We start from the raw sequence: 577 nt of genomic DNA, 5'->3' as shown, positions 1-577 counted from the left end.
CTATAAATTCGTATCATGTCTCAAAAGTGATTTTTAATTTACACCGATATAACTTAGTTATCTCGGTTTCAGCGATGAGTGGATACTTACCAATAACGCTCATAGATAACGTGACCGCCTGTTCGAGTTCGATACTTTTCTAACCCTAATTCTTGCAGCACCGGCAAGGTATCTTTAATCATCTCTGGGTTACCACACAGCATCACAAAGCTGCTTTGCGGAGAGAAAGGCACATCCACTTTATTGGCAAGCTCACCAGACGCAATCAACTCTGGGATTCGACCTTGCAGTTTTCCGAGTGACGATTCACGACTCACGATTGGCACGTACTTTAAGCGTCCTTCATATCGGAATTGAAGATGCTCAATCAGGTATTTGTAGACCAAATCTTTTTCGTAGCGAACACCATGCACCAGCACGATACGATCATTGTGAGGAAGCAGGGTAATGTCATCCAGCAAAGATAAAAACGGGCCAATGCCAGTCCCCGTCGAAAGCAACCATAGATCACTCGCTTGCTTAGGAATGGTGTCGTGAATGAGATCGCCATGCGCGGTTTCACCCACATAAATCGGGT

The 577-nt window shown here is 44.7% G+C and carries 1 pseudogene; it reads right to left on the bottom strand.

Annotation, left to right across the window (positions count from 1 at the left end):
• Window positions 1–86: 86 nt before the first annotated feature.
• Window positions 87–577, bottom strand: a pseudogene (locus R7E38_RS23180) (ferredoxin--NADP reductase); the annotation flags it as partial.

Source organism: Vibrio sp. Vb2131, from assembly GCF_033338535.1.
Taxonomy (GTDB): domain Bacteria; phylum Pseudomonadota; class Gammaproteobacteria; order Enterobacterales; family Vibrionaceae; genus Vibrio; species Vibrio alginolyticus.
This window is presented reverse-complemented; position numbering and strand designations above follow the sequence as displayed.